The sequence below is a fragment of the Rossellomorea aquimaris TF-12 genome (assembly GCF_001648555.1).
GTDB lineage: Bacteria > Bacillota > Bacilli > Bacillales > Bacillaceae_B > Rossellomorea > Rossellomorea aquimaris.
Genome location: NZ_LQXM01000029.1, coordinates 15,627 through 37,023, shown reverse-complemented (window position 1 = coordinate 37,023; position 21,397 = coordinate 15,627). Strand labels below are relative to the sequence as shown.

The window sequence follows — 21,397 nt, the reverse complement described above, 5'->3', positions numbered from 1 at the left end:
TCATTCAAATAATGTTTCTGCTATATTTTGAATTGCTGCTTTTTCTCGTTCATCTTCTAACTTCTCAATAATTCCACGTTGAATGGCACGTTTTGCAGGTAAATATACCGCAAGATCACAAGCATCTAATAAAGCACGTATGGATGCTGCCTCTTCAGAAACTTGACCATTCTTCACTTGTATTAATAAATCTGACGAAAGCTCTACAAACCGGTCAATTATCGTTTGATCTTCTAACAAACTTTGACTTTGAATAACTGTTTTTAATGTTTCCCCACTAATATATGGGACATCAACAACTACAAAGCGATTCTTTAATGCTTCATTCATAGGGACCGTCCCCACATAGCCCTCATTAATTGCAGCAATGACACCAAATGTAGGCGCAGCTTTTACAACTTCTCCAGTAAACGGATTGGTAATGCTTCTTCTATAATCTAGAACCCCGTTTAGAATAGGTAAGGTTTCAGGTTTTGCCATATTGATTTCATCTATATAAAGTAAATGACCTTTTTTCATTGCTTGAATGACTGGTCCTTCTATAAATTCAATCGTATTTTTCCCACCATGCTCGCTGATAGTTTTATAGCCAAGAAGCGCTTCTGCGTCCAAATCAACAGAACAGTTTATACTATGCATAGGCTGGGAAAGGATTGATGATAATGTATCTGAAAGTTTCGTTTTCCCAGATCCCGTTGGACCTTTGAGTAAAACGTTCTTCCCCATCGTTAAAGCAATAATACTATCTTCAATGATGAAGTCCTGACTAGACGTGTAACCCCCTTCTCCAATTAAATAAGCCTGCTCTGTCGAACTAAATTGGTTTCTACGTTCCTTTACTATATGTGTAACCTTTTCAGGTAGATCTATTTCAAAATTCATCTGTTTAAAACTTCCTTTCCATTTCATCTACTAGAGACATTCTACATGTAATAGATGTCTTTCTGCAAAGGGAATGCTATTTTTCTTCATATTTCTCTTGCTTAGAACTCATAATATAGAACAATATTCTTTATGAAAGACCTACTTCGAAAAGATTGCTGTATTATAACATAATCCTCTTAATGGCTCTCTCAACCAGCTAGGCTAGATGTTGAGGCCCAGGGGGATTCCCACCGCCTGACGACGGGAAGCGAGCCTTGTGAAGGATCCAATGTAAACATCAATCTCCAGGACCAAAAAAACACCCAAATATTACTTTTGGGTGTTTTAAACGGTTAAATCATAGCGTGTAAATCCACGGGACACAGTCATACCTGCTTTTTCATATACGATTGTCGCATCAGTATAGCTATCACTATCCACTGAAAGAGCAACTGATTTCATATTCTTTTCTTTTAAAACAGAAAATGCATATTGAAGTATGAAATTGGCAAAACCCTTTTTCCTCCACAGTTTACGTACACCAAGATGTGAAATTTCAGCAATTTTCGTTTCATTGTTAATAGAACACAAAATGAATCCAATTATTTCACAGTCTTTTTTTAGTAAAAACCAAAGATTTGGATCAAAAGAATGCCTATTAAATCGCTCTTTAAATTTCTCTAAACTTGTAGGATGATAGTCAAAATGGTCTGAAAATACCTCTTCAAATACCTCATGAAGCTCATTTGATTCTTTAAGAGGATTAAAAGTCTTTATCAGGAAATCGGGATCTATTCTTGGTATTTGTATATGTTGAAGTTCCTTGTTCATTTGAAACCAGTAGCGAGTTGGAATAAACCCGCAATCTTCAAATGTTTTTCTTTCACTGTCGAGATTTGCAGATAAAACAATGGTCTTTTCTTCTGCCACATGTTCTTTTTTGTTTCTTGCAGAAGAAATCAAATCCCCCATCAATTCTTTCAAATATATTTCCATTAATTCAGTAGGTCTGGAAAGTAATAATGAGGGTAATCGATGATCTTTTTCAGTTAAAATGGAAACAGCTACTAACCTATCGTTATGCCAAAGCCCCTTACGATCGCTTTCTGGAATAGATGTGAGAATTTCATTAATATCATCTTCGCTTGATTGAACTTCTCCATAGACCTTGATTTCATAGTCTTTAAATAGTTCAACTAATGTTCGTAAGTCATCTTTCCCAACTGGTTTTTTTAAGTATTTATGCTCCATTCCTATCTCCCTTAGTTTTCTGGTGTATAAAAATGCTGATTTCTTCATTTGTAATAATGAAGAAATCAGCATAGTCTTTGTTCTATACTTCTTCAAAGTATTCTTTGTAGAAGCCTCCCATTTTCCCGCTTTCATCAATCACGAAGTAGTATTCTTCTGATTCGTTTTTCACTTCATACACCTTTCCAACTGTAAGAACGTTTTCAACTGTATATTTTTTTGCATTCGTATGTACACACTTTATTTTTTTTTCAGTACTTTTTTCTGTCCATGTTTTATGTATCAATTTTGTCCCTCCTACAAATAATTAGTATTTGACCATGATATAAGTATATTCTTACACGGCTTTTAGTTCAACTACAAACAAAAAGGTGAAAAGCATTGAAACCAATTTTATCCTTATTCGTATGTATTAATAACGAGGAGAAAGGATGATGTAAATAATGACTCAAGAAAAAGGTTGCATGAAATGTGGTAGCAGAGATGCTGGAACAAAAGAGATTTCTACTTCTGGAACTGGCCTATCAAAGATGTTTGATGTGCAGCACAATAAGTTTGTCGTTGTTTTCTGTTAAAATTGTGGTTACTGTGAATTGTACAATAAACAAAGTTCGATGGGCTCAAATATTTTAGATTTATTTTTGGGCTAATCTAATCTATTAGGGAATGGCGTCTGATACTTATATATACTTTATTGTTACTCGCCTATTCCCTTATATGTATATAGTGCATTTATTTCTATTACAATAGTAGGAGTTTTAAAAATGTTGTCTATTTATGTCATAACATATGGTATATTATAGGAGACATTTATTTGAAAGGTCGTAATAAAATGAAGAAATTCATTAAGGTTTTCACAATCATCCTGGCATTACCAATTGTATTTTATATGTGTACACACCGTCCCAGCGAAGAACAATTTTATTTATGGCTGCAGGATACATACCAAATAGAATGTAAAGGAAACCTCACTTGTAAAAAAGAGTTAAACGATCACTCCTTTTCATCTGTTATAGAAACTGGCTCTAATATTAAAAATGATTATTTATTGTTTAATACAATCGGCAAAATATATGAGGATGAAGATGGGACGAGGACAACAATTAAAGCAATAGGTGTATTTGGAAAGTACTTTACAATTATTAAAGACGAAAAACAAATAAATCAAAGTTAAATAGACTGTTTAAAAGAACCAATTTCTTTTAAACAGTCTATTTTATTTTTCTATATCTAACTCTCATCCCATGATTGGTCTTCTTATTCAATTTATTAATTAAACTGTATAGAAACACCATTAGGAGCACTACTGAAAAAATGATTCCTGCCTTAACACTTAATTCTTCTATAAGAGTTTGAAAGCTCCTTGGGAATAAACGCCCTATTTGAAAATAGATAGTTGCCCAGGCAAAGGCAGAAGGAAGTGCATAAAGAAGAAATTTAAGAAGAGAAATCCCTTTAGAGGTTCCTGCGATGTATGGCATAAATAAACGAATCCCTGGAATAAAGTAACTAAAAGAGATGGCAAGCAGACCGTATTTTTCAATCCACTTCTCTCCATTCGTAACCATATTTCTTGTTTTCTTCCCTTTAAAATATTTATAGAGTAACTTCGTTCCAAAATATTTCCCCACGATAAATCCAAAGATTCCGTAACTAACCAATCCACTATACATAAAAATAAACGAAGTATACGGATTGAAGTGTCTCCATTCGGAAAGATATCCCGAGAAAGCTGCTGCTAATTCGTTAGGAACAGGCAATCCCAAGAAAACGATCCAACTAAATAAAAACATGGCAATGTAACCAAATTGATCAACTAAATGAAGTAAAAACTCCATAAAGCACCTCTTTTCAAGAGAACGACTGTTACCCTACTATATGGGTTTTTCAAAATAGGATATTGCACATTTTTCATCATTATCTCTTATTATTATTCTTTATGTGTAACTTTTGTTAATCATTCCTTGATTAAATACCCTATATTGAGCAAAAGGAAACCATTTAGAAATGTTGGCTATGTTTGTTCCTTTAGATTATTTTACTTAGGATTCATAAAGTTGATGGTGCTTTTTTAAAAAACTTTATCTCCCTCCATTGAAACTCAATCCAATAAACCCTTTACTTGGTCAGCTGTCATTCCTATTTCAACTAAATGATTTTGTAAGTTTTCATGGTACTTAGAGCTAACATATGGCAGACTGCCCCTAAGGATCTCTTTTGCGTAATGATCAGGAGGACAAGTTTCTTCAAACTTATCTTTAACAATAAACGTTAATACATCTTTATACACTTTTTCTGCGATTGAAATGTCTACAAATGCAGCCCTATACCATCCAGGTCCTACACCTTCACGCCTGAATAAGTATTCCACAGCTTCTTGAGGTACTTGGTAGACCAGTCCCTCCATTGATCCACCGTCTTCAATAATATCTCCACGACCACCGTCATGCACTTTAAATAAATACTTCATAGAATACCCTTTTAAGTGCCCTGCCCCAAGACAGTTATTAAAATGATGGTCGACTTCAGCAAGTTTAAATCGTTCATCATCCATGCAAGACCCATAAGCGAAATAAAGGATTTGATCAGGTTTTTCCTTGATAAACCGATGGACTTTCCAATCTCCTGAAACAATCTCTTCTTGAAGCATATCTTCACTTTTAGCATAGTACACATAGGCTTCGAGTAATCCTGAGTCTGTCTGAACTTCTATTAGTTTACGAGTATATAGATTGTCTAATTGATTCTCTAAATACCCTTCCAAATTATCTAAAGTTGGTAGAATTTTAGAGTTGATCTTATATACTTCGCCATAGACCCTGCCATTGCCTTCTTTTAGTGCTGGATATCCCCTCTTTGTATCATATAGTGTTCCTCGCACCCATGATTGTTCATATATGAGTTCTGCTTCTTTTAACAAAGCATGGTTGCTCTCATTTCTTCTTAAAGAGCCATAAACAAAAACGTACATATTCTTACTCTCCTTGTGTTTACATAATATATTTATTGTCAAATTAATCTAATCCAATTAGTATTATTATATTTTAACAGAAATATTCTGACCTTTCAGTTAATCTACTCTTGAATCGTATTATTTCCTTTTTAAAAATTTATATCAGTATCGTTTCAGACTTAAAAGACATGTCATTGACGAGTTTCTCCTTATTTTATTAAGGCTAATCAAAAAAAGTCTTATAATCGTTTTCTGTTTTTAATTATCCTATTGATTTTCATTAGTAAAGACATTTTATCTGGATCTTGTTTTGTGAGAGCAAAGTTATCCATTGAATGGTTTGATTTATCCCTGACAATTTAAAATTATCCATTAGCTTCCTGGATTTATCCGTGTATTTGTGTACAATTACAAAAATTCTATTTTGAAATCATCTTTAATATACTTTACTCACATTTTAAACCTTAAAAATATAAAATGCCCTGCATCAAATAACAGGACATTTCTAATGATAGTTCACAGTTACAAACTACTCTTTATGGTCAAAGGGTAGTTTTAAAGTTAAGCGTTTTCATTTTTCTCTGTTATTCACTAGAGCTTCCTGTTTTGCCTGCTCCCTCAATCGAAATTTCTGGATTTTTCCAGAGGCTGTCATAGGATAAGCATCAGTGAATTCTATATACCTCGGTATTTTATGACGAGATATTTTACCTGTACAATATGCTTTGATTTCATCAACCGTTGCACATTGACCTTCTTTTAAGATGATCCAAGCCATTACTTCTTCTCCATATACCTCATCAGGGATCCCAATCACCTGAACATCAAGAACTTTAGGATGAGAATATAAAAACTCTTCAATCTCTCGAGGGTAAATATTTTCCCCACCACGGATAATCATATCTTTCAATCTACCTGTAATTCTACAATAACCATGTTCATCCATGACAGCCAAGTCACCTGTATGAAGCCACCCTTCAGTGTCTATAGCTGAATCCGTTGCTACTTCATTTTTATAATACCCCTTCATAACATGATACCCTTTCGTGCATAGCTCCCCTTGCACTCCATAAGGTACTTCCTTACTCGTTCCAGGTTCAACGATTTTCACATTTACATTTGGCAGTGCTCTACCTACAGTTTGAACCTTTAATTCGATCGGATCGTGAGTACGAGTTTGAGTAATAACAGGGGAAGATTCTGTTTGACCATAAGCAATGGTAATTTCATCAGCACCCATTTTCTCCATTACTCCTTTCATCACTTCAATTGGGCAATTGCTCCCAGCCATAATCCCTGTTCTCAAGTTACTTAGGTTATAACGCTCAAAGTCAGGATGATTTAATTCAGCAATAAACATCGTTGGTACCCCATGTAATCCGGTACACTTTTCATCTTGGACTACTCTTAGCACTTCTTTTGGATTGAATTCCTGTAGAGGTACCATTGTGGCACCTACTGAAACACATGCAAGTGTACCTAATACACACCCGAAACAATGGAAGAATGGTACGGGAATGCATAATCGGTCCTCATTGGATAACCTCATGCAATTAGCAATATTGTAAGCATTATTCACAATATTTGAATGGGTTAGCATAACCCCTTTAGGAAATCCTGTTGTTCCTGAAGTATATTGCATATTGATCACATCTTGAGACGATAAACTGTTTGCTCGTTCATTTAATTCAACTTCGGAAACATCCTCACCTAATTTCATAATATCGTCCCAACTATATGTACCTGGATAATTATTCTCACCTAATACAATGACATTTTTCAAATAAGGGAGCTTAGAGCTATTTAATTCCCCTGGTTTTGAAGACTTTAATTCCGGGCAAATTTCATTGAGCATATCTATATACGACGCGTCTTTAAATTGTTCCATCAGAATAATTGTACTGCTATCTGATTGTTTCAATAAGTATTCTAACTCAGCTGTTCGATAGTTCGTATTGACCGTCACTAATACAGCACCCATTTTACCAGTCGAAAACTGACTTATTAACCATTCAGGAGTGTTCGAAGCCCAAATGGCAATGTGGTCTCCTTTATTAATCCCTAATTTCATTAAACCTTTCGCAGCTTTTCTACATTTTTGATTAAATTCATCATACGTCCATCTCAACCCTCTATCTGAATAAACGACTGCTTCTTGATTTGGTTGAATGCGCGCCTTTTCTTCAAGTAACTCACCCACTGTAACATTTAAAATCTCTGTCAAGATATAATCCCCCTTTGAACGTTGTTATTTTAATCAGGTGTGAAAAAGCTTCATATGTAAAGTGCTTTGATAGTCACTCTTGCGTGTAATATTATCACAAAAATTAAAATATTCAAACTATTAAATTGATAATTTTCAGTTCGTATTTTTTAATTTGTAGAGATGATGAAATACAATACTAGTTCAATTATATTTTTTTGACATAATCACACTTTATTAAACCTTTTTCTACAAAATCATTTAAAATCCTACTTTAGAAGTAAATTCTAAAAAACTCTTTTCAAATGGAGTATTTGTATGTAGAATATATAGAAAATATAGAAAATTCTATATTTTAAACATTTCCTAGGAGGTAGGTCATGAAAATCTTGAGTAATGAACAGTTAGTTGCAGCTTATCGTGATGCTGAGAAACAAGGGAATGATCAAGACTGGATTCTGCTTTTAAAGAAAGAAATTCGTACCAGAGGATTAAAACCTTTTAGGAAATCGTGACATTGGAAATAAAGAAATTTTAATACCTTGTATATCTCACCCCCCTGAGATCAAACGTTGTTTTGACAGACTCATCGATTTTGAGTCTGTCTTTTTTTTCTCACTTTTACGAACAGGATGTCAGTATTTACGTTTAAATTTTTCACCGACACACTTTGTTATGGTAAAAATCTTTTATTTTTTGATATTGCTGATCGTCTATTATTCCCATCTTATGAAACAAGTAAGAGTAGTGCATAACTTTTTTTGAATGGTACATACTCAAACTCCCCTCCTATCTTTTGTCCTAAAGTTTCACTCAGCAAACTTTATTTTACTTACTCATATTTTATGTTGTTAGGAAAAAATGGTGAAAAAAAAAGCTGATATACATGCCCAAAGAGCAGTATATCAGCTATCCATTCATCTATCATTATTCAATAAGAAAGCGTATAGAACGATTAGCCTTCCAGAAGTAAATCTTCAGGATTTTCAAGTAAATCCTTCACCATCGCAAGGAAACCAACCGCTTCTTTACCATCAATAATTCTATGGTCATACGATAAGGCAATATACATCATAGGACGGTTTTCCATCGTGTCTTTATCAATAGCCACTGGTCGTAGTTGTATTTTGTGCATTCCTAAAATTCCTACTTGTGGTCCGTTTAGAATTGGTGTAGATAGTAAAGATCCAAACACTCCACCGTTTGTGATGGTGAAAGAACCCCCTTGTAGATCACCAAGAGAAAGTTTATTGTTTCGAGCTTTAGTAGCTAACTCAACAATTTCACCTTCTATTTCTGCAAAGTTTTTACGCTCGCAATCACGAACGATTGGTACCACTAATCCATCTTCGGTAGAAACTGCTACACCAACGTCATAAAACTTTTTCAATACAATTTCATCACCATCAATTTCAGCATTTACATATGGGAATTTCTTAAGAGCTGCTACTACAGCCTTTGTAAAGAAACTCATAAAGCCTAATCTCACATCATGATCATCAAAGAATTTATCTTTTTTACGTTTACGTAGTTCCATGACAGCCGACATATCAATTTCGTTAAATGTCGTAAGCATTGCTGCAGTTTGTTGAACTTCAACTAATCGTTTCGCAATCGTTTGACGACGACGAGACATTTTTTCACGCTCAACAGGTTTTCCATCATTCTTTTTAGCTGGAGCTTTTTTCTCTTCAGCTGCTGGTTTAGAAGGTGCTGCTGGCTTATTGCTGTATGCTTCAATATCTTGTTTGCGTACACGACCAAGTGGATCAGTTGGTACTTCAGAAAGATCGATACCTTTCTCACGAGCTAGCTTACGAGCAGCCGGTGACGCAATAGGACGATTTTTCTTATCATTTGTAGATGTATCTTCTTGAGGAGTACTTTCTTCTTTCTTCTCTTCTTGACTAGGAGTAGAAGTTTCCTCTTTCTTCTCTTCTTTTGTTTCAGTAGATTTAGGAGCTTCTCCACCTGCACCTACAATGGCAATAACTTGACCAACCTCAACAGTGTCGCCCTCATCTGCCTTTAGTTCTTGAATAGTACCTGCTTCTTCTGAGATAACTTCCACATTTACTTTATCTGTTTCAAGTTCAACGATATACTCGCCTTTTTCAACATAATCACCTGGTTGCTTTAACCACTGAGCAATCGTACCTTCTGTAATTGATTCTGCCAATTCTGGAACTTTAATTTCTGCCACTATGATGTCCTCCTCTTTCTTATCGAGTTAGTGCTTCGTTTATGATTCTTGCTTGCTCTTTTTTGTGTACCGTTGGTTCTCCTTCGGACGGGCTTGAACGTCTTCGGCGACCAACATAATGTACTTCAACACCCTCAGGGGCCAGATCTCTTAACCTTGGCTCTGCAAAAGTCCAAGCTCCCATATTCTTAGGCTCTTCTTGAATCCATAGAATTTCTTTCAAGTTAGAATATCTTTCAAGGATGGAAGAGATATCTCCTGACGGGAACGGATAGATTTCCTCTACACGTAAGATGTGTAACCAATCGGTTTTATCCATGTTTTGAAGTTTTTCTTCAAGATCAATCGCTATCTTTCCACTGCATAAAACAATTCGTTCTACTTCTTTATGTTTATCTCCAAGGCCTTTTTGCTCTAGAACTGAATGAAATTCCCCATTTGCTAACTCCTCTGCTGTTACAGAAGCAAACTGATTTCTCAATAAACTTTTTGGAGTCATAATAACCAGCGGACGAACCTCTTCTTTTTGAAGAATCGCTGCTTGACGTCTTAAAATATGGAAATATTGACCTGATGTAGAACAATTAGCAACTGTCCAATTGTATTCTCCACCCAATTGTAAGAAACGCTCTAAGCGTGCACTTGAATGCTCAGGACCTTGGCCTTCATACCCATGGGGCAACAGCATGACAAGACCCGTTTTCTGTCCCCATTTTGCTCTTCCAGCCGAGATAAATTGATCGAACATTACTTGTGCCATATTGGAAAAATCACCAAATTGAGCTTCCCACAAAACTAATGTCTCAGGAGCAAATACATTGTACCCATACTCATATCCAACTACAGCTGTTTCTGTAAGTGGACTATTATGAACAACAAATGAAGCATGACTATCATCAAGATTGTGTAATGGTATATGTTCGTCCCCTGTTTTTTCATCATGTAAAACAAGATGACGTTGAGCAAATGTTCCACGTTCAGAATCTTGACCAGTAAGACGAATAGGTGTTCCATCCTTTAAAATAGAAGCAAAAGCCAGGGTCTCTGCATGTGCCCAATCAATTTTCCCTTTTCCTTCAAATACTTGACTCCGTCTTTGAAGAATACGATCCAGCTTCTTAAATACGTTAAAGCCTTCTGGCCATTTTAAAAGCTCGCTATTTAAGCTTTGTAGCTTATTAAATTCAACAGACGTGTTAATGTCAGGTAAACCATTGGCTACATCTTCTGGTGGAGCAAGTACTGTATCTGGATCCTCATCTTTTGCAGGAACCTTCTCATATGCTGATTTAAGTTCATTTTCAATTTCAGAATCCATCTTATCAACATCTTCTTGTGAAACAATACCTTCTGAAATTAATTTTTCAGAATATAGTTTTTTAACATTCGGATGATTTTGAATTACTGAATACATTAACGGATTTGTCACCATTGGTTCATCCATTTCATTATGACCAAAGCGGCGATAACCAATTAAATCAATCACAAAGTCTTTTCCAAATGTTTTACGATATTCATAGGCTAGGACGGCTGCAGCTAAACACGCTTCAGGATCGTCTGCATTAACATGAACAATTGGAACCTCAAACCCTTTTGCAGTATCTGATGCATATTTAGTCGACCTAGAATCCCGACTTTCCGTAGTAAAACCAATCATATTGTTGGCAATAAGATGAATCGATCCACCTGTGTTATAGCCTCTAAGCTGACTCATGTTCAAGGTTTCTGCCACTACCCCTTGACCAGGGAATGCTGCATCACCATGAATCATAACTGCATAAGAGGACTCAGGTGATTGTTTCGGGTACCCTCTGTCTTCACGTACTTCTTGAGCTGCACGTGTATATCCAGCAACAATAGGGCTTACAACTTCTAAATGACTAGGGTTATTGGCCAAGGTTACTCTTGCTCTCGCTGTAGTAGACTGTTGAGGAGCAATTTCACGATCAGCACCTAAATGATACTTAACATCCCCTGTCCAACCGTACGTGATACCGATTGAACCCTCAGATGGAATTAAATCTTTACTAGGGGCATGCTGGAATTCAGCAAAGATCATTTCATAAGGTTTTCCAATTACATGAGCTAAAACATTTAGTCGTCCACGATGTGCCATTCCTATGTTTATGGTCTTCGCTCCTGATTCGACAGAATAGCGTACTAACTCATCTAATAAAGGAACCATTGTATCTAAACCTTCAATAGAAAAGCGTTTTTGTCCAACAAAAGTGCGGTGGATATATTTTTCAAAGCCATCAACTTCGGCTAATCGTTTTAATAATGATATCTTTTGTTCCTTCGATCGCTCAGGAAAATAAGAACCTGATTCAATCTTCTCTCTTAACCAATTTTTCTCTTCAAGCTCATGAACATGAGCATATTCGAATGCAAGTTTATTTGTATAAACTTGCTTAAGATGTTCAATTGCTTGCAAACCGTCTTTTATATGTGAAGGCGCATTTGGACATAAGAAATCTACAGGAATCTTTTTTAAATCTTCTTCTGTTAAGTTAAACTCAGATAATTCAATTCTTCTGGTATCTTTGTTTCTATCGTTAAGTGGATTAATATCAGCTGCTAAATGGCCATATGTACGTATATTATCTGCTAATTTAACTGCCGCCACCATTTTACTCAACGCAGTGGGTTGAGCAGGTAATGTAAAGGATGAATCTGTATGTTGTGCATTAACCATTACTTGAATATCTTCGGCAGTAGGAGGTCCCCATTGCTCAAATAATTCTTTTAACTCTGGATCAACCTCTGAAGGATCCTCCAAGAATTGTTCATAAACCTCCATTACATATCCAAGGTTTGGTCCATAAAAGGATTGCCAAGGCTCCCCTTTATATGTCGATTGCTTTTTCATTGTGAAAAACCTCCAACTTATTTGCCAGTTAGTATAATTTGGGTATCATGTATCCTTACAGGTGATCAGTTAATTATCATTATGTAAGAATAGTAATTCGCTAAACATTAAAACGCTTACAAGGACATTTTATCACTGTGAAGTAGTAATATAAAGTCTTTATGACAAATTTCTTAAAATTTCGGAATAAAGGTGTCATTAACTTATATTCCCATAATAAAATATAAAAAAACCTATTTTTAATAGACTATTCTGAAATAACTTTTTTCATTAAGCGTTTTCTTATTCACCTTCCTGGATCCCAACTCATGGGTGTTTTTTTCATAAACCATCTTACTACTGTTACTAAAAAAAACCAAATATTTTTTTTGATTTTTTACTATTTTTAATATTTTTCAAGTATTAGAGACGTATGATGATATGAGAATGCAGCAAATGATGATGTGAACCCATATACTTTCTTTTGCATAGAATGTATCATCCTGACCCCCGGTAATGGACTCCTCTAATTACCATCATTCTTCCGACTCGTTTTCAAACAGTTTAAAGTGAGGTGATTCACATGTTCCCGTGGAACTTATTCCCATTTAATAAAGATATGAAGGATAAAATGAATTCCATGAACCCAAAGGAAATTGATTCATATATTCAAAGTATGATGAAAAATATGTTTCCAAACGGATGGGAAGGAATGATGAATCCTAATGATACAATGAAAGGTGCACAATCCTTTACCCATTCTAATAATCAGCAATCAGCAAAGGATACCCCCTCACATAAAATTCCTACCAATATTTTTGAAACGTTTGAGGATGTCTTTCTCCGACTGCAAATAACTAATGAAGAGTGGATGAAACAGCTTCGGATTTTTCACACATCAAACCAAGCCATTATTGAGAATATTCCAGAGGTCGGTGATAGACAGGTCATTACTCTTCCTGCATTAGTGAAGAAAAAGGGAGCCGTAGCTCAATACAAGGATGGCATCCTTGAATTGAAGATACCCAAAAGTATTGATATGCAATATACAGAAATAGACGTCTCAGAACGATACTGAGACGTCTATTTTAGACTCGGTTAAGATTGTGGCTATTTTAGAAAAGAAAGAAGCTATAGGTCATTTATTTTATTTAAAATAATCCGTATCGTCAAACCTTTAGGTTGGTTTTTAAATGCTTCGATTTTTCCGTTATAATTATTAATAATTTTAGACGCTATAGCTAAACCAAGGCCATAACCGCCTTTATCCCGGCTTCTTGCCTTGTCTACTCGGTAGAACCGATCGAATATTCTTGATAGATCATCATCAGGAACACCGATTCCCTCATCACTAACATCAATCACAACCTCATCCGGTGTTTCTTGAAGAGAAATTCTGATTTTAGAATTCGGGTCGGAATATTTAACCGCATTATCTAATAGAATAATCAATATCTGTTCAAGATGTCTAGACATAATCATTACATACGTATTTTTATCTGTTTTATCTTCACATGTAAAGGTATATTCTTCATGTAGAAAAATAAAGTCTTTTAGAACTTTCGTTACTATTTCTTTACTATTAGCTTTGGAATTATGAAAATCATACTGCTCCCTATCGGCCCTAGACAACTCTAATAGCTCACCAACTAGTCTCTTAACTCTTTCAAGCTCTTCTAATGAAACCTGTAATGATTCTTCTAAAATCGTTGGATCTTTTTTTCCCCAGCGGTTTAATAAAGCTAAATGTCCTTCTAGAATTTGTATTGGCGTTCTTAACTCATGAGAAGCATCCTCAACAAATTGTTGCTGCTGTTGAAAAGATTTCTCGATTTGAGCCATCATTTTATTAAATATCTGTGATAGTTCACTTATCTCGTCATGGGCTTTTATATTCTCTACTCTTTCATGAAATCCTTTTCTTTCAATGGAACGCATAATTCCAGAAAGTTTGTTAAGTGGTTTCACAAAGCTTCTTGCCATAAGGTATCCAATTAAAGCACTAATAAATAAGGCCACAAAGCCGATGATGCTCATCATCCAAAATAAATTTTTCATTATTTTTTCATACCGATTTAGCGGTTGAATGATCTCTACATATCCATTAAATTGACTTGATTTTATTGGAGCTCTACCAATGAGCAAATTTTTGTTCTGTGACTCTATTAGTGCAACGACTTTTTCTTGAACAGGTTGAAAAGGATAATAAAAAGCTGCCTCCCTTTCACCTCTTAATTCCAAAACTTGAGTCCCCTTGCGATCCAAAATTCTTATTGATTGATCTTTTTCAGCAATTTGCTTCATCAGGTCTCTACTATCGTAAATATCTTGAAGACCAATATTCGGTCCTCTTTGTTTAAAGAAAACCGTAATTTCATCCAAAACTCTGCTGAAATTATTTTCTTCTTCTTCAATCATCCATTTACTAATGGCATGATACTGAATAAAACTAAATATAAAGAAAGCTAAAAATATTGCTGAGCCTGCAGCTAAAGCCCATTTAAATTTCAGGGAAGATGGTTTTATTTTTTCAATCCATTTTTTCATGACCTCATCACATAACCAGTGCCTCGAACAGTCTGTATATAGCTATCCTCTCCGACTGAATCAATCTTGTTGCGCAAATACCTTACATAAACATCTACCACATTTGTTTCAACCTCTGTGTCATAACCCCACACTTTATTTAAAAGTACTTCCCTCGTTAACACAATGTTAATATTCTCTAAAAAAGCAAGTAATAGATCATATTCTCTTTTCGTTAGGTCAATTTCTTCTTGATGCTTTAAGACCTGTCTTGATTCCTTTTTAACAGTTAAATCACGGTATTCAAGCGTTGTTACTTTTGTCGAAGACTCTTCATGAATTGAACGTCGGAAAACGGCCCTTAATCTTGCCAGCAGTTCTTCAATTGCGAATGGCTTAACAATGTAATCATCTGCTCCGCTATCGAGACCAGAAACACGATCCATCACACTATCTCTAGCTGTAATCATCAAAATAGGAGTATCCTTTGTCTGCCTAACTCTCCTGCATACCTCAAGACCATTCAAACCCGGTAACATTAAATCCAGCAATATTACATCCCATTCATGATTCAATGCTAGCTCTAAGCCTTCTCGACCATCAAATGCTAATTCAAGGTCATATCCTTCATATTTCAATTCCAATTCTATAAAACGCGAAAGGTTTTTCTCATCTTCTATAACTAAGATTCGTTTCACACTGTCACCTACTATTTACTCTTTTATGACTTATTTTAGTTTACTTTTCTGGAAAATAAAATCATATAAGGCTTGAGAAATCTCAATCCCTTGATATGTCATCAATATTACTGCAGTTGCACTAAAAAATAAGATAGGAATTAAGCGAATCCACATGTTAACGCCTCCCCTTTTCGATACAATTATTTTCCTTTATGTACATTAAAATCTAATGAGAAAAAGTAAAGATTTCAATAAGAAAATCAGTTTACATAATAAAATTAAAGTAAACTTATTGTGTCGTATGAATTAAACATAATGTAAAAAATATAATCGTACAAAACAGAATGAGCTGAAATACATAAAAAAAAGACACTGTCCGATAGAAATTTCTGGGGGAATGTTATGTGGTTGTGCTTCGATATAAGGTACTAATTTATATTTACCTATCATTTTTGTAAGAAGCATTCAAGGAGTTGGAACCGTTGGAGACCAGAGATGACAATCAAATAACCCTATCTAATAAATTAATGCTTTTATTTTAGAAGAAATTTTTAAAAACTCATGAGAGAACGTTAATTTCCACTGCAATCAAATACTACTTTGTAACAACATTCCTTATGAAATGAGCTTTTTTTGTTTCTCTGCCCCATTCTACACTTCCATGATAAAAATGTCCTTTTCCAATCACATAATAGGTTTATTTTCTTGCATTAAGTGGTAACTATAACCATATAAATGTAAGGTTGATTTTCTTAAGAAAGGGGATGTACATATGATGGTTGGAATAGTTATTATTTCTTTGTTTATTCTATTGATCATCGCAGAAGAAAGTATTTACTATTACTTAAGAAAAAAAGTTATTGCCGGTCAAGAAGTTAAGGAACAAGGGAAGGTAAAGTCTATTTATCAAAAAGTAAAATTAAAGATTTTAGCCTCTTAAGTTCTCTTGTCTTCAAAAGAATACTGAACAATATACAATATATCATGAAGCCTCTGTCTATTTTCATTAGACAAAGGCCTATTTTTATTTAGAAACTAAGTGTTGAGTTACTTCAGGTTTATTTAATATCATTTCTTTAATTTCTTGTGGGTATAGCTCAAGGTCCGTAATTTCTTTTACAGGAAACCATTGATAGACTAAGCGCTCTCCTTCTAACCCGTAAAATGGTCCCTTTTTAAAAATAGGGTTTGTATCTGTGGTAACCTCATAATATAGACCTATTTCATGGAAATCCAATGATTTCAACGAAAAAAAGTTTTCATTAATTAACAATAGGTTCTTTATGTTAACTTTTACTCCAAGTTCTTCCATCATCTCTCTTTTTAAACTGGAGATTGATTCTTCTCCCATAGCTACTCTACCTCCAGGGAGGGACCAATGTGTATCTTCTGTTTCCTTATGTAAGAGAACATGATTCTTTTCCAGCCAAACTGCTACTACTCTGTAATTAAAAACATTTTTATGATTCTTAAATACAATGTCCATTTACATTCCTCCTTTCTATTAATCTAATCTATTATACTGAATACTCTACATTAATGGAACTTTATTCCAAATTCCTCTAAAATAGTAACCATCAATACAAAGAGACTTTTACAAAATGTTACATAAAACGCCAGCTTATTTTTTATGATATGATAAATAGAGAATTCAGAAAGTTTCGGTTCGCATGAAGATACCTCATTACTAAACTCACATTTGAAAGGATGCAACCCATGAAGATTGATTTGAATTGCGATTTAGGAGAAAGTTTTGGAGCATATAAACTCGGACAAGATGAACAGATGATGAAGTATGTTTCTTCCATTAACATTGCTTGTGGATTTCATGCAGGAGATCCCCTTGTAATGAAGCATGCTGTCCAACAAGCATTACAACATAACTTAAATATAGGTGCTCACCCAGGATTACAAGACCTTCAAGGGTTTGGTAGAAGGATGATGGGTATTTCACCTGATGAAGCATATGCACTCATTCTATATCAAATAGGTGCCCTTAACGCGTTTGTTACTTCACAAGGAGGTAAACTTTCGCATGTCAAGCCTCATGGTGCCTTATATAATATGGCTGCTAAAGATGAAGATTTAGCACACGCCATTGCAAAAGCCGTTTACGACTTTGATGCCTCCTTAACCTTATTTGGTCTTTCAGGGAGTAAATTAACAAGTGCAGGTGAAAATATTGGCCTAAAGGTAGCCCATGAAGTTTTTGCAGATCGAACCTACCAGTCAGATGGTTCACTTACTTCTCGTTCTTTACCTAATGCTGTGCTTCATGATAAAGATCAAGTAGAAGAACAAGTTTTACGAATGGTAGAAAAACAGGAAGTAGTTTCTACCAACGGCGAAATTTTGAGGATTCAAGCAGATACAGTATGTTTACATGGAGATAATGATGCAGCTTTAGAGTTAGCGAAGAAATTATTTAATCTCCTTTGTGAATAGATATATTAAAAGGGACTTCGAAGTCCCTTTTATTTTAATTGCCAAAGATTAGTAGTAGATGGGAGTACAAGATAATGAACAAATCACTGATTCTAGATGGTTTCCGTTGGGTTTTTATTTTACTGGTAGCTTGTGTTATTACAATATATGGTTATAAACGTTTCCAACTTCATGAGAATATTCAATCCAGCTTACACACAACAACTCCTCATTCAACAATTATCGGAATTATACAAACCAAAACTCTTTCAAATAAAGAAAAAGTATATGAAGCACTTTACAAAACAAAAGATGGTACATGCTTTCGAGGAATATTTGAGCGTGATTTACTTCAATTGGTTCAAAGAGAAAAAGCTAACTGTAAATAATATTAATGAAGCTCATGCTCATGAACTACTCGCTTCTCTAATTCCCTTATTAATCCTGGATTTTCAATTACATTTTTCTTTATTTTGTCATGTACTGTTAAATAGTTAATGAATTGTTCATCTTCTGCAATCCAAGCTGTATGTGTTCGTTTGACATACTGTTCAGCATCTTCAAAACAAGAGAATATTGCTATATATTCTCCCTCCATTGTAACCTCCCATTCATCCTCATTTACAGGGCAGATGTAAAATTGTTTTCCGAGGTGATTGACATATAGAGTCCCTGAGCTCTCCCCTTTTAGATTGAACTCATTACTATTTGAGTCAGATTGAATGTACTCTAATCGAAAGGGTTTATCTATGAAGATTTCATATGCTTCCGGGGTTAATACACAGCCGGCTGCTTTAGGATGACCTCCTCCTTGAAACATTGATGCTATTTCTGACACATCAACTGAATCATGGATGGTTCTTAAAGCGATTCTGCGTGAACCTAGATTGACTAAAGCAATATAATCTAGATGGGGAAAGTCCTTACCGATTTCATTTCCAAGCTCTGATTGGTAGGTTTCAGCATACACAATTCCTATGCAATGATCGTGAACAGAAAGTTGTATAACTTCTCGTTTTTTTCGATGAATATATCTTTCCTTTTTCCCTTCTTCTACCTGGAGATACTTTTTTTCAAACTCATCAAAATAAAATTGAGCTTGATGTTCACTTAAGCGTTTTAGCATTTTTTTCTCAAAGATGTCAATTGTATCTAAATATAATAAATCATTCAGCTTTTTAGCTTTTTCTTGGTTTTGTCTCTCCCAATCCCAGGTGTCGTAAAGTCTGACTAATTCAATAAACTCACTTAATGCATTGGTAGGTGTTAGCCAATTCTGTTCAACTAAATATTGATAAAATAGAGAAGCTGCTGCTGTTAGTTGACCATCATCATTTTCCACTTTAATTCTTGCCCATTTGTGCTTGTTTAGATATTCGCCACTTTTATGATGATCAATAAGTTGAATTTTCCCTTGTTTCTGGTGGTAAGTAACAATTTTTTCCACCACTTCGCTTGAAGGAACTAGATCCGTAATGATGAGGAATTGTTTTTTTGGTGATTTCTTTAAGAATTTCTCAATAAATCCGTCTACATTAGTAATAGAAGAATATTTCACTTTCACCTTTTCCTTAAAAGCCAATTTAGCTAAAATTCCACAAGCTACTCCATCTAAATCATTATGAGTGATCAATTGAAACATCCTAGCCCCCCTTGCCTTAAAGAATATTCATATTGTTCGTTAAGGGATGGAACGCTATTCGCAAATGATAAACTATTCTAACTCACTCGAAATCAGAGCTCTTTTTTGAAAGCATAGCTTGATTTATTAAACTTCATTTTATCCTCATAAAACCTATGGGCTTCAAGACGTTGCAATCCTGAGTCCAGGCAAATTTTCGTGCATCCTAATTTCTTTGCTTCATCTTCTAAAAAGGAGAGAAGCTGTTCACCATAACCTTTCGAACGATGGGAGCTTTTTGTAACAAAATCGAATACAAAGAGATAATGTCCATTATAAAAATTTGTCGCTTCTGATACACCGGCATACGAAATCATTTCATTATCCACCTTCAATACAAAGGCACGATACCCTCCCTCAACCATTTTTTTGACTAATTCCATATACTCTACAAGAGTTAACGTTGTTCTTAGTTCTTTTAAAACTTCAAATCCTTGAGCCCATTCATCTGCTGAATGTAATTCTCTAATTTCCATCGTCTTCTTCCTTTCCATTTTTATTATTTATTCACATACTTTTGTTTATCTTTTTCCTAATGTGGAAATGTACTAATGCCACTAAAATACAAAGCTAGGACGTGATTTTAATGAGAAGATTTACTGTTGAAACAAGTAAACGCGATGAAATGATTGATATAACTGACACCATTCAAGATATTGTTACTCAGTCTGGAACGAAAGGTGGCTTAGTAATCGTTCAATCCCTTCATACTACAGCGGGAATTACTGTAAATGAAAATGCTGACCCTGATGTGAAAACAGATTTTCTAAGGCGCTTAGATGAACTTTATCCTTGGAATCATACACTTGATCTTCATCGAGAAGGAAATACAGCAGCTCATTTAAAAACAAGTACAGTTGGTCATTCCCAGTCAGTGATAGTCATAAATGGCAAACTCATGTTAGGTACATGGCAAGGAGTCTATTTTTGTGAATTTGATGGGCCACGTCATAGAGAGGTCTATGTCAGTATTTTAAAAGGATAAGGAATGTGAAGGCTCGAAGTCTATGATTTCGTGTCTTCACCTCTAGAAATCCTTTAAAGGAGGAGCCTGGATATTTTTGTCCTTATGTTCGGATAAATGATTTACAAAATTAAAATCATGAACTTTCCACTCGTTATGTTCAAATTGAATATTTGTTAAGCAGCCGTTGAATAGTTTTATTGAATCTAGTTTACCTTTATGAAATCTACTTAATATGGCATTTATTACTGCACCGTGTGCCACAATTAATACTTTATGATTATGAAATTCTTGATTTACAACTTTTAATCCCTCATCAATCCTCTTGAATAAATCATCTTGGGATTCCATTTCAGGAAAAATAAAATCTGGATATTCTTTCTCTCGTTTACGGCGTATCATCCCTTCTCCAACTCCAAAGTATCGTTCAATAAAGTGGTCCATTACTATAATTGGCAAATGTAACTCTTTATTTATTATTTCTGCTGTTTGTCTTGCTCTTTTTAATGAAGTTGTTATTAATGCATCCCAATTTACATCCTTTAAATATTCTCTACATTCTTCTGCCTGAAACTTTCCTGTTTCATTTAATGGTATGTCAGTCTGTCCCTGAAGTTTCCCGAGAAGGTTCCATTCTGTTTGTCCATGTCGGACCAAGCATATTTGAGTCATGACTATTTATCCCCTTTCAATCAAATCCTTCGAGACTTTTGTTGCTATCGTTTCAAAATTATTCACTACCTATATTTCCCTATTTTATCATTTTACTATTTTACTTGACACTTTTTCTGTTTTTTTAG

General features: G+C 34.7%; 22 protein-coding genes and 1 pseudogene. 8 read left to right on the top strand and 15 right to left on the bottom strand.

Translation table 11 applies throughout. The features are described from left to right. From IQI_RS13710 to IQI_RS13700, 3 genes are all read right to left on the bottom strand, one after another. Window positions 1–882, bottom strand: a complete 882-nt coding sequence (locus IQI_RS13710; protein ID WP_064093226.1) for an ATP-binding protein — start codon at window positions 880–882, stop codon at window positions 1–3. 327 nt (window positions 883–1,209) lie between these two features. Then, on the bottom strand, window positions 1,210–2,115 hold the full coding sequence (locus tag IQI_RS13705; protein WP_197489753.1) for a GNAT family N-acetyltransferase: 906 nt from the start codon (window positions 2,113–2,115) through the stop codon (window positions 1,210–1,212). A gap of 82 nt (window positions 2,116–2,197) precedes the next feature. After that, a complete protein-coding gene (locus IQI_RS13700; RefSeq protein WP_064093224.1) occupies window positions 2,198–2,401 on the bottom strand; it encodes a DUF6501 family protein in 204 nt (67 codons plus the stop codon). A gap of 157 nt (window positions 2,402–2,558) precedes the next feature. On the opposite strand from IQI_RS13700, the pseudogene IQI_RS13695 reads away from it, so the two are divergent. Continuing rightward, window positions 2,559–2,765 (top strand): annotated as a pseudogene (locus IQI_RS13695) (zinc ribbon domain-containing protein). Between the two features lie 164 nt (window positions 2,766–2,929). Then, window positions 2,930–3,289: a hypothetical protein gene (locus tag IQI_RS13690; protein WP_064093223.1), complete on the top strand. Its 360-nt coding sequence runs from the start codon at window positions 2,930–2,932 to the stop codon at window positions 3,287–3,289. A gap of 37 nt (window positions 3,290–3,326) precedes the next feature. On the opposite strand, the gene IQI_RS13685 is transcribed toward IQI_RS13690, so the two are convergent. The 3 genes from IQI_RS13685 to IQI_RS13675 form a co-directional block, all read right to left on the bottom strand. Beyond that, a complete protein-coding gene (locus IQI_RS13685) occupies window positions 3,327–3,953 on the bottom strand; it encodes a DedA family protein (RefSeq protein WP_064093222.1) in 627 nt (208 codons plus the stop codon). A 263-nt stretch (window positions 3,954–4,216) separates the two neighbouring features. Further along, the gene (locus IQI_RS13680; RefSeq protein ID WP_064093221.1) at window positions 4,217–5,086 is read right to left on the bottom strand and encodes a gamma-glutamylcyclotransferase; all 870 of its coding nucleotides are present in this window, start codon (window positions 5,084–5,086) and stop codon (window positions 4,217–4,219) included. A 553-nt stretch (window positions 5,087–5,639) separates the two neighbouring features. Continuing rightward, window positions 5,640–7,283 carry an AMP-binding protein gene (locus IQI_RS13675; RefSeq protein WP_064093863.1) on the bottom strand — a complete coding sequence of 548 codons (1,644 nt, stop codon included), beginning with the start codon at window positions 7,281–7,283 and terminating at the stop codon, window positions 5,640–5,642. A gap of 368 nt (window positions 7,284–7,651) precedes the next feature. Here IQI_RS13675 and sda point away from each other — a divergent pair, with 368 nt between their 5' ends. Then, window positions 7,652–7,786, top strand: a complete 135-nt coding sequence (sda, locus tag IQI_RS13670; RefSeq protein WP_064093220.1) for a sporulation histidine kinase inhibitor Sda — start codon at window positions 7,652–7,654, stop codon at window positions 7,784–7,786. Between the two features lie 440 nt (window positions 7,787–8,226). Here sda and odhB read toward each other — a convergent pair whose 3' ends face one another. After that, window positions 8,227–9,474 carry a 2-oxoglutarate dehydrogenase complex dihydrolipoyllysine-residue succinyltransferase gene (gene odhB / locus IQI_RS13665; RefSeq protein ID WP_064093219.1) on the bottom strand — a complete coding sequence of 416 codons (1,248 nt, stop codon included), beginning with the start codon at window positions 9,472–9,474 and terminating at the stop codon, window positions 8,227–8,229. 19 nt (window positions 9,475–9,493) lie between these two features. Beyond that, window positions 9,494–12,343 carry a 2-oxoglutarate dehydrogenase E1 component gene (locus IQI_RS13660; protein WP_064093218.1) on the bottom strand — a complete coding sequence of 950 codons (2,850 nt, stop codon included), beginning with the start codon at window positions 12,341–12,343 and terminating at the stop codon, window positions 9,494–9,496. 562 nt (window positions 12,344–12,905) lie between these two features. Between IQI_RS13660 and IQI_RS13655 the strand changes: the two genes are divergently transcribed. Beyond that, window positions 12,906–13,400 carry an Hsp20/alpha crystallin family protein gene (locus IQI_RS13655; protein WP_064093217.1) on the top strand — a complete coding sequence of 165 codons (495 nt, stop codon included), beginning with the start codon at window positions 12,906–12,908 and terminating at the stop codon, window positions 13,398–13,400. Between the two features lie 53 nt (window positions 13,401–13,453). Here the strand turns inward: IQI_RS13655 and IQI_RS13650 are convergent, their stop codons facing one another. Genes IQI_RS13650 through IQI_RS21185 form a run of 3 tightly spaced genes read right to left on the bottom strand, consistent with a single transcriptional unit; the run spans window position 13,454 to window position 15,702 of the window. Next, a complete protein-coding gene (locus tag IQI_RS13650; protein WP_064093216.1) occupies window positions 13,454–14,869 on the bottom strand; it encodes a sensor histidine kinase in 1,416 nt (471 codons plus the stop codon). Further along, window positions 14,866–15,546, bottom strand: coding sequence for a response regulator transcription factor (locus IQI_RS13645; RefSeq protein WP_064093215.1), 681 nt, complete (start codon window positions 15,544–15,546; stop codon window positions 14,866–14,868). The genes IQI_RS13650 and IQI_RS13645 overlap by 4 nt, the downstream gene beginning before the upstream one ends. A gap of 30 nt (window positions 15,547–15,576) precedes the next feature. Further along, entirely contained in the window at window positions 15,577–15,702 is a 126-nt protein-coding gene (locus tag IQI_RS21185) for a hypothetical protein (RefSeq protein WP_268874494.1), read from the bottom strand. A 598-nt stretch (window positions 15,703–16,300) separates the two neighbouring features. On the opposite strand from IQI_RS21185, the gene IQI_RS20655 reads away from it, so the two are divergent. Then, entirely contained in the window at window positions 16,301–16,468 is a 168-nt protein-coding gene (locus IQI_RS20655; RefSeq protein ID WP_156509906.1) for a hypothetical protein, read from the top strand. 84 nt (window positions 16,469–16,552) lie between these two features. Here the strand turns inward: IQI_RS20655 and IQI_RS13640 are convergent, their stop codons facing one another. Then, the gene (locus tag IQI_RS13640) at window positions 16,553–17,014 is read right to left on the bottom strand and encodes an NUDIX hydrolase (protein WP_064093214.1); all 462 of its coding nucleotides are present in this window, start codon (window positions 17,012–17,014) and stop codon (window positions 16,553–16,555) included. A 230-nt stretch (window positions 17,015–17,244) separates the two neighbouring features. Between IQI_RS13640 and IQI_RS13635 the strand changes: the two genes are divergently transcribed. Together IQI_RS13635 and IQI_RS13630 are read left to right on the top strand one after the other, a co-directional pair. Then, complete coding sequence (locus tag IQI_RS13635; protein ID WP_064093213.1) at window positions 17,245–17,973, top strand: LamB/YcsF family protein; 729 nt, start codon at window positions 17,245–17,247, stop codon at window positions 17,971–17,973. A 74-nt stretch (window positions 17,974–18,047) separates the two neighbouring features. Then, entirely contained in the window at window positions 18,048–18,341 is a 294-nt protein-coding gene (locus tag IQI_RS13630) for a hypothetical protein (RefSeq protein WP_064093212.1), read from the top strand. A gap of 2 nt (window positions 18,342–18,343) precedes the next feature. Here IQI_RS13630 and IQI_RS13625 read toward each other — a convergent pair whose 3' ends face one another. After that, on the bottom strand, window positions 18,344–19,594 hold the full coding sequence (locus IQI_RS13625) for a DHH family phosphoesterase (protein WP_064093211.1): 1,251 nt from the start codon (window positions 19,592–19,594) through the stop codon (window positions 18,344–18,346). 92 nt (window positions 19,595–19,686) lie between these two features. After that, complete coding sequence (locus IQI_RS13620; RefSeq protein WP_064093210.1) at window positions 19,687–20,109, bottom strand: GNAT family N-acetyltransferase; 423 nt, start codon at window positions 20,107–20,109, stop codon at window positions 19,687–19,689. 110 nt (window positions 20,110–20,219) lie between these two features. On the opposite strand from IQI_RS13620, the gene IQI_RS13615 reads away from it, so the two are divergent. Continuing rightward, complete coding sequence (locus IQI_RS13615; protein WP_064093209.1) at window positions 20,220–20,618, top strand: secondary thiamine-phosphate synthase enzyme YjbQ; 399 nt, start codon at window positions 20,220–20,222, stop codon at window positions 20,616–20,618. 42 nt (window positions 20,619–20,660) lie between these two features. Here IQI_RS13615 and IQI_RS13610 read toward each other — a convergent pair whose 3' ends face one another. Then, window positions 20,661–21,269, bottom strand: a complete 609-nt coding sequence (locus IQI_RS13610; protein WP_064093208.1) for a histidine phosphatase family protein — start codon at window positions 21,267–21,269, stop codon at window positions 20,661–20,663. Window positions 21,270–21,397: the final 128 nt, after the last annotated feature.